The sequence below is a fragment of the Sphingopyxis sp. genome (genome assembly GCF_036402335.1).
Taxonomy (GTDB): Bacteria; Pseudomonadota; Alphaproteobacteria; order Sphingomonadales; family Sphingomonadaceae; genus Sphingopyxis.
In genome coordinates, this window is the sequence record NZ_DASWTD010000557.1 from 1 (window position 1) to 9,481 (window position 9,481).

Below are 9,481 nucleotides of genomic sequence, written 5' to 3' on the forward strand. Positions count from 1 at the left end.
CTCGATCGCCTTCTGGGACAATCGCGCCGGCCAGCATTACGCAGCGTCGGACTATTTTCCCGCGGTGCGGCGGATGGAGCGCGTGACGATCGCGGGTGATCGGCCCTTCTATCGCGACGAGCGCTGAGGGCGGGATGGCCAAGGAACCCGTGCTGCTGTCGGGCGGCAATCCGCAGATTGCCAAAGGCTATGGCGATGCGCCGGTTCAAGCCTATATCGCGGCGATGCCGGGATGGAAGTCGGGCGTGTGGGCGCGGCTCGACGCGCTGATCGAGCGGACGGTTCCGGGCGTCGCAAAGGCGGTCAAATGGAACTCGCCATTCTATGGTCCGCCGGGGCAGGGCGACGAGCCGGCGCACTGGTTCCTGAGCATCCATTGCTTCGACAAATATATCAAGATCGCCTTCTTTCGCGGCCAATCGCTCGAGCCGATGCCGCCGGTCGCGTCGAAAAGCGGCGATACGCGCTATTTCCATATCCACGAGAAGGATAGCGTCGACGAGGCGGCATTCGCCGACTGGGTGAAGCAGGCTGCGGCGCTGCCCGGCGAGAAGATGTGAGGGAGGACGGTATGGCGGCGGACCTGATCGATGCGAAGATTGCCGGGCTCGGCGACTGGCGCGGTGAGACGCTGACGAAGCTGCGCGCGCTGATCCATGCCGCCGATCCGGACGTTGAAGAAACGGTCAAGTGGCAGAAACCATCGAACCCGGCGGGCGTCCCGGTGTGGGAGCATGCGGGCATCCTCTGCACGGGCGAGACATACAGGGACAAGGTCAAGCTGACCTTTGCCAAGGGCGCAGCGCTCGCCGACCCCAAGAAGCTGTTCAATTCGAGCCTCGACGGCAACATGCGGCGCGCGATCGACCTGTTCGAGGGGGCCGCGGTCGACGAGGCGGCGTTCAAGGCACTGGTGCGCGCGGCGGTCGAGGCGAACCTCGAAAAACCGGCGCGCGCGAAGAAGTAACGCGACTTTGCGATAGCGTGCGGCATTGGCCCCGCGCAACCGCCGTGGCACAAGAGCTGCCGCGTCATCGCGTAAGCGGTTGCCGGCGCTCGTGGGCTAGGCAGCCCTGCAGAATCCGGGTTCGCCGTCGGGCAATGACCAGCGGCCATGCACGATATGCTGTGCTTCGCCGACCACGCTTTCGACGAGCAGCATCTCTGCGGCGGTCCATTCGACCGGATCAATTGCTTCGGTGCCGAGCCCGTCGCCACGATAGTTGATCGTGACGTGAAGCTCGGGCGGCAGGTTGAACCATTTGAAATCATGCTGGTGAAAATATTCGGCGAGCTGTCGCTGGAATTCCCATGCGGCGGCAAGCGGTGCGGAACTGCGCAACGTCGTCGCCTTGCGGCATTCGATGCGGTCGAGACGCACAGGGAAAGCGTCGGCTCCGAAATCGTCCAGCCCGCGGATCACGAGTTCGAGGAATCCGGCTGGGGCTTTGGCCAGATCGACAAATGCCGCGAGCGTCATATGCAGCAGCTCGGCCTCGCGGCGCCGGTCGTTTCGAGGCAGGGCATGAATGCGCGCCGCGATGTCGGCCGGCGGCTTGACCATCAGATAAAGGGGGCGTCGGGCGAAAATCCTGCGCGGCATGGTCGGTTCCTCCTGATGGCGAATCGGCAGGGTGGAAAGGACTATGCCTTTAGAACAAACAAAGAACAAGCGCCAGCGCGCCGATCTTGGGTCAGTCGCAGCCCGTGCCTTGCCTCCGCGCCGCCCAGCCGATCGCACCGTCGACCATCTTCAGATGCACGGGGTCGGCCCACGTTTCGGCCTTGTGACCGAGCGCCGAGAAGAAAATACGCGCCCGCCCCTCGCAGCGCCACCAGAGCAGTGCGTGGCGCTCGCCCATCCGGTATTTCGCGTCGAGCTTCATCCCCGTCTCGTCGAGCCGCGCCAACACATGCGCGCCGGCCGCAGGCGGCGCGTCCCAGCTGTAATATTCGTCGGTCCAGCGCCAGCGGGACGGCAGGTGGCGCGTCGCGGGGTGGCGGCGGTCGTCTACGACGACGTCGGCGGTCGGGAACTGGTCGGCGCCGCCCGGATGGCCGGTGAAGCGGTGGTAGCCGAGGATCGCCTTGTACCAGGCGGGGTGGCTGTCGACCCCCGCGCCGTGGATGCCGACGAACCCGCCGCCGCCCGCCAGCCAGGTTTCGAATGCCGCGCGCTGGTCGTGCGTGAACATGTCGCCGGTGGCGCTGGCAAAGACGATGACGTCGAAGCGCGCGAGCTGGTCGGGGTTGAAGACAGCGGCATTTTCGGTTGCGAAGCCGCTCCAGCCGCGTGCCTCGACCAGCCGCGACAGCGCCGCGACGGTGGCGGGGATGCTGTCGTGACGATAGCCGTTGGTCTTGCTGAAGATCAGCACCGCGGGACGGCCGAGCGCGGGCAGATCGGGGGGCACGCTGTCGAAGGTCGGCGCAGGGCGGCGCGGGTCGGGGGCTTGCGGCATGGCGGTCACCGGTGTCATGAGCAGCGCAGCTGCAAGGGCGAGGGCGGTGTTCATTTCGCGGCGTCGCGCGGTTTCATCTGCCACATCGCGTTGACGATGACCCAGCGGTCGCCGAACCTGCCCATGTGGAAATGGTCGACGAACCACGGCGTCTCGGCCCGGACGGCCGCCGTGTCGCCCGCGACGTCGAGAATCCGGCACGCGCGGTTCCATTCGGCCTTCGGCGTCTTGAGCGCGCCGCGTTTCGTCAGGTCGACGAGCTCCTCGCGGCTCATCCGTTGCAGGCCGAGCCGCTCATCGGGGGTGTCGCCGAGGACGCGGCGCTTGGCGAGGTCGGGGTGCAGCGCGCGCTTCACCCGTTCGGGATCGCCTGCGAGCTGGCCGTCGACATAATCGAAGCAGGTCGCCTCGATCGCGGCGAGGTCGGCGGGAGGCGCCGACGCAGGCGTCGTGGCGGCGGCGAGCGTGAGCAGGGTCGTCAGCATGGCGGCTCCCGAAGGTCGTTGGGGCCGTCAGCCTAGCGCGATTGGCGCGGCCGTCACACTTTTTTGCGCACACCCTCCTTTGCGCCGTCAGCGACAGCGGACCTGCTTGTTGCCGCTGCGTTCGATCGCGCGTCCGGCGACCGCGCCACCGACCGCGCCGAGCACGGTGCCGAGCGTCTCCGACCCGCCGGGGGCGATGACGTTTCCGACGACGCCGCCGGCGATGCCACCGACGATCAGGCCGGTCGAACCGTCGTTGCGACGGCAATAATATTTGTCGTCGCGGCCGCGATAGATGCGGTCATTGTTCGACAGGCGGCGTTCGCGATAGCGTTTGTCGTTCCGGTAATATTGATCGGCATAATAGCCGCCGTGCCGCGGGTCGGGGCGGTCGTAATCATAGCGGCCATATTGATCGTAATACGCACGGTCGTAATAGCCATAGCCGCCGTCATCATAGGCATAGCCGTCGCCGGTGGTGGCGCAGCCGGCGAGTGCTGCGGCGGCGGTCAGGGGCAGGATCATCAGCTTGTTCATCGACATCACTCCATCAAGGTCGCGTGCCGGGCCGGGGGCGGGGCATGCGCAGCCCCTCTGGTGGATAGACCCCCGAACGCGGGGGAGGTTCCGTGGACGCGGTTGACGGCCGACGTCTGACTGTCTTAGTGATACAACTCACTGGGGCAGCGGAAGGCGGGCGATGGGTGGATCGAAACGATGGGGCACGGCGGTCGCAGCGGCGATGCTCGCGAACACGCCGGCGTGGGGCGCGGCGCCCGCGGCACCTGCGTGTGCGCCGGTTGGTGACTCGCGCTCCGACGCGTTGCTGCGCATCCCCTTTCGCACCGTCGACGGGCGCATCTATGTCGAGGCGCGCGTCGACGGCAAGGGGCCATTCACCTTTGCGGTCGATACCGGGGCGAGCGGGATGGGGCGCGCCGACGCGGGCCTTGTCGCGCGGCTCGGCCTGCCAGTCCACGGGTCGGGCGAGACGTCGGACGGCGTCGCGACGGCCAGCGTCGACACGGTGCGCCTCGCCGCGCTCGATCTCGGCGGCTTCGTCCGCCGTGATCTCGAGGTCATCACGCGCGACTACGGCAGCCGGATGGCCCCTGAGGCGAAGTTCGACGGCATCATCGGGCGCGACTTTTTCGCCGATGGCCTGCTCGTGATCGACTATCCGAAGCGGATGCTGAGCTTCACCCGCGCCGCCGGGCTGACGCGCGGCGCCGCCGGTGTGCTCGGTTACGACCGTGCGTTCCGCGTGCCCGTCACGATCGGCGAGGTGACGGCCGAGGGCAATCTCGATACCGGCGCCAACGTCGCCTTCGTGCTGCCGAAGAGCCTGTTCGACCGCACCGGCGGCGGACCGGTCGCGGCCGCGGGTGCGGGGCAGTTGATGAATACGGCGGTCGAGACGAGCCGCGCGACGCTGCATGGCCCGTTCCGCATCGGCGCCGCCGAACTGACCGATGTCGAGGTGCGCGTGTCCGAAAAATATCCCGAACTGCTCGTCGGCGCGCATGCGCTCGAGCATTTCGCGCTGCTGATCGACCAGCGGACGCAGAGCGTCGCGCTGTGCCCCGCAACCGGCGCGGTGCGCTGACCTAGCGCGCGGCGCCCGCGCGATCGGGCGACCAGGCGACGGGCTCGAGCGTGCGCGCCGCGACCGATTCGACATATTTGCCGTCGCGTGCCGCGGTTTCCTTCTTGATCGCGATCCATTCGGGGTCGGCGAGGAAAGCTGCCCACGCGGCGTCCATCGCCTGCGCATCGGGCCAGTCGAGCAGATAGACGAACTCGACCTTGTCTTCATGCTCGCTGCGCCAGATCGACCGCACCGCAAAACCGTGGCGCGCCATGATGCGCAGCGCGTGGTCGCGGAACCGGTCGTGGAACACGCCTTCGTTGGCGCGCGGAATTTCGTAGATGCGGAGCTGTTGCAGCGGCGCGGGGTCGGCGGCGGCGGCGGCGGCAGGCGCCAGCGCGAGGATTGCGGCGATGGCGAGCGGATGAACGGGGGACGGCATGGCGATTTCCTTTGTGGGGAGGAACGACGGGGGAGGAGCGGGTCAGTCGATGATCACGTCCTTCTCCTCCGCCTTGAGCCTCGCGAGGCCGTCCTTCATCGCCTGTAGCACGTCGGGGGCATGCGGGGTCCAGCTTTCGACCTCGCCGACGATACGCAGCGGCGACCGGCTGCGATAGCTGCGCGTCGGGTTGCCGGGGAATTTCTTGTCGGTGAGGTTGGGGTCGTCGAACCAGTCGCCGGTGGGCTCGACGATATAGATGCGCTCGCGCCCCGTCCCGGCGGCGAGTTCGCAGCCCCAGATCGCCGACTCGAGGGCCGCGGAGAAATAGATCCACGACATCGGCGCGGCCTGGTAATTGCTGCCCCGCCCGGCGACGAGCAGGTCGCCGGTTTCGAGGTCGGCGCGCGTGCCGTGATAGAAGGTCGCGCCCGTATCGGGTCCGGTGGGGTTGGCTGTGTCGGTCATGTCGGGGCGCTCGCGTCGGGGTGGGTATGGACCTCAACCATCGCCGCTGCCGCCGGTTCCGCTCGATGGCGCGTACGGCGCGATCGAGGACTTTCTCCCGAACGGGTGGAGCCCGCGTCTTGACGCCGGCGGGCGGCCAAGGGATGTCTGTCCGAAAGGGGGAGGACATCATGATCAACGATTTGCCGGATATATTGCTGCGGCATCGGCGCGCGGTGGGGGTGGCGGCGCTCCTGCTGGCGATCGCAACCTGGACGGTCGACCTGACCGAACTCGTCTATGCCTGTCCCTATTGCCGGGTGCAGCGGACGATGATCGGCGCGCTGGGCGTGCTGCTGATGCTGCCCAACCCCGCGCACTGGCTGGTGCGCTATCTGTCCGCGATCTTTGCGCTGTTCGGGCTGGCGGTCGCCAGCACCCAGCATTTCCGCGGCTGGGCAAAGATCATGGGCGGCGAGTTCAGCTGGGGCGAGCAATGGTATGTGAACGCGTGGGTATTGTCGGGCTTTGCGATCTTCATCCTGACCGGACTGTTGCTGCTGATCTGGCGCTGGCGGCCGGCGGGCATCGACGCGAGCTGAGCATCATTCGCGGTCGTCCGACGGGTCGAGCCGTACCGTCCACACCGGATGCCCCGCCGCGCTCCGCGCGATGTCGTGGCTGGGGACCATGTCGTCGCCGGTCTCGATCCAGCCGCGCCCGTCGCATTTGGGGCAGGCGTGGCGGATCGAGCGATGGCTGACGAGGTCGATCTGCGTGTTCCACTGGCCGTATCCCGCGCAGACCGGGCACAGCGTGTCGAGGTGGCCGGTGCGGTGACGCCGCGAAATGCCGTCGAGCGCGTGCGGGTCGCCGGGGCCGCTGCAAGTGACGATGTTCGAGGGGTGCGACATGGCGAGGGCCTTTGCGGATCGGTTGCCAGCCAAAGTTCAGGAAAGTTCAGCCCATTGGCGATGCGGGGGCGGCGGTGTCGGACGCGGTGCCCAAGGCGGCGGCGGGAGCAAGCGGACGCGGCGAGCGACGCAGACGCAGCGTTCGATAGAGTGGAGCAGATGCGCGCATTGTAGGAAAGAGGTTTCTGGCCCGCGCGGTGCGAAATAGGATCGCCCGTCCTGAACCCGATGCTACCCCTGCCCCGGCCGCAGCATCGGGGTCAGCACCGGCGAGCTTGCAGTGCGGATCGCGCCGATGATTTCGAAGCCGAAGCGCCGGTAGAGCGGGATGTTGCGCGGGTTCGAGCTTTCGAGATAGGCGGCGCGGCCGTCGGCGTCGATCACCGCGATCGCCGCCTCCATCAGCGCGGTGCCGAGCCCGCGGCCGCGATGCGCGGGATCGGCGGCGATCAGCGGCAGGTACCAGACCGGCTCGACCGGGTGAAAGCGGTCCATCTGGCCGACGAGCTCGTCCATCTCGGCCTTGCGGTGCGCCGGCGTCTGTTCGTCCATGATCGCGGCCATGACCTCGCCGTCGGGTTCGACCCCCGGCGGCAGCCAGGTCGCGACCGCGGCGCCGTCGTCGGCGACGAACGCCGTCCCAAGGTCGAATGCCGCACCGCCGAAGGCGCCGAAAAATTCGTGGCGGCGGCTCATATAGGTCGCGGCGTCGGGCGAGGCCCAGCGCGCCACCGGATCGGCGGCAAAGCCGAGCACCAAAGTGTGGAGCAGCCGCGCCCTGTCCGCAGGTTGGCCGATACTGATCTTCGCCATGGCTCGCGCTTCCCTTCGTGCCTGTGCCGCGCTCAGTCGCCGGGGGGCGTCAGCGCCCAGCGTCCGTGCTCGACATGCGTGGTCTTTCCCACAACGCTTTCGATCAGGAATATTTCCCCGACCGTCCAGCCGATCGGCGGCATTTTCTGCGCGTTCAACCGGTCGCCGCGATAGTTGATCGTGATGTGCGGTTCGGGGGTGGTGCCGTCCATGATCGGCGCCTTTTCGCGCAGCAGATGGTTCACCAACGCCTTCTGGAACGCCCGCGCCTCGGCCAGGGCCCCACGCGTCCGCAGCGTCACCGCCTTGCGGTTCTCGATCCGGTCGAAACGGAGCGGGAAGGGGGCCGCGGCGAATCCGTCGAGCGCGGCGATGGTCGCGGGCAGCCACTCGGGCGGCGCATGGTGCAGGTCGTAGAGCGAGATGAGCGTGACATGGAGGAGGTCGGGACCGCGTCCGGGATCGTTGCGCGGCAGCGCGGCGATCGCCGCCTGCCCCTCCGGCGACGGCTTGGCCATGACGTAGAGGGGGTTTCGGGCGCGCATGGGTGGGAGTGTAGCATGATGTGGGGGTGGGGCCGAATGGCGCTTACTCTGTGGCGGTCAAGGAAGGGAGCTTACGGGATGAACAAGCGTCGGGGATTTCTTAGGGTTTCGGAATATAAGTAGATATTGTGATGCACGCCTAACCTCGTTATTGAGATCCCTATGCAGGGGTTCTTACGGATCTTTTATCCGGCGCTAGCGCTGATTGGTGTTCTGGCACTGTCAGCTATTGCTTATAAACTTACCTATGGCGTCCTTCGAAGCCCAGGGATGAATCCAGAGGCCGGAATTGATTACACCAATGTTGTTGTAATCCTTCTTACCACTGTCACCGTAATATTTTCGGTTTGCGCCCTCGCGTTGGCTGTGTTGGCGGTCATTGGGTTTCGCAGTCTCAAGCGCGATGCTGGCAAATATGCATCGCAGCAAGTGCTCTTAGAGATTGCCGCCGCGTTTAAAGAGGGTGGCAGAGCGCACGATCAGATTCAGCGAGAATTCACTGAGGAAGATGGCCACTTGAAGCGCTGGGTGGCGAGGCAAATTCGCTCGGAGGTGATATCGCTGCTGCCGTTGGTCATCGATAGGCTAAAAGACAGCGCGGATTTGGGGGTGGACGATGACGCTCCCACGGACGAGGGTGAGGTCGACTGATGACTTACCTTGCCGATCCCGCGCAGCCGTTATGGCAGCAAATCCCCGCCGACGAATTCGCCCTTATTAAATCCTTGCTCAACCGTGTTCCCGTGCCAATCGGAGAAGTCGCCGCCGCGCTTTCGATTGATGTGGTTAGTCTGACTCTCCCGGTTGAAATCTCAGGGTTAATAAAGAAGATCTCCCCCGATATTGAGGGATATCAAATACAGGTAAATAATACAGATGCTGCCGTCAGGCAGAGATTTACCGTCGCCCACGAGATAGCTCACTATTTTCTGCATAAAAGCTATATAGATAGTGATGGAATAACGGATAGTATATTGTATCGATCAAAACTTTCGGACAAAAAAGAGGCAGAGGCGAACCGACTGGCGGCGGCTATGCTGCTTCCTTGGAACGAAGTGCAGGCGTGGCATCATGAGCGCTACGGGTGCGCCCCCAAGGCCGAATTTTTGGATGAAATCGCCAAGGCGTTTCGCGTGTCTAGCTTGGCCGTTGGCTTTAGGTTCGGATTCTGATGCCAAGCGAGTTCACGGATCGATACTATCCAACCGTCTGCATTCGCCGGGCCGAGATGCGTGCGATGAAGAATCTTCCATTGGGAGAAAAGCAGAAAATGCTCCCCGTGGTTCTTTTGGCTCCTTGGCTTAATTCGATTTTGTTCGATAACACGATTAAGATCGTCGCCGATTGCGTTGGCGATATTCCTATCATTGCTGATGTTGATCGGTATTTTGAAAGTAACTCCGACCTTCCTTCCCGAGTATATTGGAGATCTTTGCTCGATGCTGAAACGGGGCACATCGAATGGATGAAGCTAATTACTCGTCAGGATAATTATATCCCGACGATTCAAACGTTCGGGCGGACAGATGATCAAATCCAGTATCAGATTGATATTGCCGTCAGCTTGGATCGCGGACTTGTTTTTCGATTTGAACTTAATCGCTCAAATGAATTCGAGAGGATTTTTCCTTATATCTCCCGCTACATGAGCGATAAACTTCTTTGTATATTTGACTATGGATATGGCGACCCAACAGACCTGACCGAAGGAGTCATTAGCGGTCTGGCAGAAAAGCTAATTGAGATCGACGAGAGTGCTAGGTTTGTTGTTTCTGGGTCGAGTTT

General features: G+C 64.3%; 16 protein-coding genes and 1 pseudogene. 8 read left to right on the forward strand and 9 right to left on the reverse strand.

Annotated features, from left to right (window positions below):
- From VGD20_RS18110 to VGD20_RS18120, 3 genes and pseudogenes are all read left to right on the forward strand, one after another.
- Positions 1–127 (forward strand): annotated as a pseudogene (locus VGD20_RS18110) (taurine dioxygenase); the annotation flags it as partial.
- A gap of 7 nt (positions 128–134) precedes the next feature.
- Positions 135–560 carry a DUF1801 domain-containing protein gene (locus VGD20_RS18115; RefSeq protein WP_331135776.1) on the forward strand — a complete coding sequence of 142 codons (426 nt, stop codon included), beginning with the start codon at positions 135–137 and terminating at the stop codon, positions 558–560.
- An 11-nt stretch (positions 561–571) separates the two neighbouring features.
- Complete coding sequence (locus tag VGD20_RS18120; protein ID WP_331135777.1) at positions 572–967, forward strand: DUF1801 domain-containing protein; 396 nt, start codon at positions 572–574, stop codon at positions 965–967.
- Between the two features lie 96 nt (positions 968–1,063).
- Here VGD20_RS18120 and VGD20_RS18125 read toward each other — a convergent pair whose 3' ends face one another.
- The 4 genes from VGD20_RS18125 to VGD20_RS18140 all read right to left on the reverse strand — a co-directional run bounded on the left by VGD20_RS18125 (position 1,064) and on the right by VGD20_RS18140 (position 3,484).
- Positions 1,064–1,603, reverse strand: a complete 540-nt coding sequence (locus VGD20_RS18125; RefSeq protein ID WP_331135778.1) for a 2'-5' RNA ligase family protein — start codon at positions 1,601–1,603, stop codon at positions 1,064–1,066.
- 91 nt (positions 1,604–1,694) lie between these two features.
- Positions 1,695–2,516, reverse strand: coding sequence for a ThuA domain-containing protein (locus VGD20_RS18130; RefSeq protein WP_331135779.1), 822 nt, complete (start codon positions 2,514–2,516; stop codon positions 1,695–1,697).
- The gene (locus VGD20_RS18135; RefSeq protein ID WP_331135780.1) at positions 2,513–2,947 is read right to left on the reverse strand and encodes a nuclear transport factor 2 family protein; all 435 of its coding nucleotides are present in this window, start codon (positions 2,945–2,947) and stop codon (positions 2,513–2,515) included. The genes VGD20_RS18130 and VGD20_RS18135 overlap by 4 nt, the downstream gene beginning before the upstream one ends.
- Before the next feature lie 87 nt (positions 2,948–3,034).
- Positions 3,035–3,484 (reverse strand): glycine zipper 2TM domain-containing protein, encoded by a 450-nt coding sequence (locus VGD20_RS18140; RefSeq protein WP_331135781.1) that lies wholly within the window; start codon positions 3,482–3,484, stop codon positions 3,035–3,037.
- Positions 3,485–3,647: 163 nt separating this feature from the next.
- Between VGD20_RS18140 and VGD20_RS18145 the strand changes: the two genes are divergently transcribed.
- Entirely contained in the window at positions 3,648–4,553 is a 906-nt protein-coding gene (locus VGD20_RS18145) for a retropepsin-like aspartic protease (protein WP_331135782.1), read from the forward strand.
- Between the two features lies 1 nt (position 4,554).
- On the opposite strand, the gene VGD20_RS18150 is transcribed toward VGD20_RS18145, so the two are convergent.
- Both VGD20_RS18150 and arr read right to left on the reverse strand, forming a co-directional pair.
- Entirely contained in the window at positions 4,555–4,977 is a 423-nt protein-coding gene (locus VGD20_RS18150) for an NIPSNAP family protein (RefSeq protein WP_331135783.1), read from the reverse strand.
- A gap of 42 nt (positions 4,978–5,019) precedes the next feature.
- On the reverse strand, positions 5,020–5,445 hold the full coding sequence (arr, locus tag VGD20_RS18155) for an NAD(+)--rifampin ADP-ribosyltransferase (protein WP_331135784.1): 426 nt from the start codon (positions 5,443–5,445) through the stop codon (positions 5,020–5,022).
- Positions 5,446–5,615: 170 nt separating this feature from the next.
- Between arr and VGD20_RS18160 the strand changes: the two genes are divergently transcribed.
- The gene (locus tag VGD20_RS18160; protein ID WP_331135785.1) at positions 5,616–6,026 is read left to right on the forward strand and encodes a hypothetical protein; all 411 of its coding nucleotides are present in this window, start codon (positions 5,616–5,618) and stop codon (positions 6,024–6,026) included.
- A gap of 3 nt (positions 6,027–6,029) precedes the next feature.
- Here the strand turns inward: VGD20_RS18160 and VGD20_RS18165 are convergent, their stop codons facing one another.
- The 3 genes from VGD20_RS18165 to VGD20_RS18175 all read right to left on the reverse strand — a co-directional run bounded on the left by VGD20_RS18165 (position 6,030) and on the right by VGD20_RS18175 (position 7,696).
- Positions 6,030–6,338, reverse strand: coding sequence for a hypothetical protein (locus VGD20_RS18165; protein ID WP_331135786.1), 309 nt, complete (start codon positions 6,336–6,338; stop codon positions 6,030–6,032).
- Between the two features lie 231 nt (positions 6,339–6,569).
- On the reverse strand, positions 6,570–7,151 hold the full coding sequence (locus tag VGD20_RS18170) for an N-acetyltransferase (RefSeq protein WP_331135787.1): 582 nt from the start codon (positions 7,149–7,151) through the stop codon (positions 6,570–6,572).
- 32 nt (positions 7,152–7,183) lie between these two features.
- Positions 7,184–7,696 carry a 2'-5' RNA ligase family protein gene (locus VGD20_RS18175; protein WP_331135788.1) on the reverse strand — a complete coding sequence of 171 codons (513 nt, stop codon included), beginning with the start codon at positions 7,694–7,696 and terminating at the stop codon, positions 7,184–7,186.
- Positions 7,697–7,858: 162 nt separating this feature from the next.
- Between VGD20_RS18175 and VGD20_RS18180 the strand changes: the two genes are divergently transcribed.
- From VGD20_RS18180 to VGD20_RS18190, 3 genes are all read left to right on the forward strand, one after another.
- Entirely contained in the window at positions 7,859–8,347 is a 489-nt protein-coding gene (locus VGD20_RS18180) for a hypothetical protein (RefSeq protein WP_331135789.1), read from the forward strand.
- Positions 8,347–8,868, forward strand: coding sequence for an ImmA/IrrE family metallo-endopeptidase (locus VGD20_RS18185; protein WP_331135790.1), 522 nt, complete (start codon positions 8,347–8,349; stop codon positions 8,866–8,868). The genes VGD20_RS18180 and VGD20_RS18185 overlap by 1 nt, the downstream gene beginning before the upstream one ends.
- 56 nt (positions 8,869–8,924) lie before the next feature.
- A partial coding sequence (locus VGD20_RS18190; protein WP_331135791.1) for a hypothetical protein occupies positions 8,925–9,481 on the forward strand: 557 nt, incomplete at its 3' end.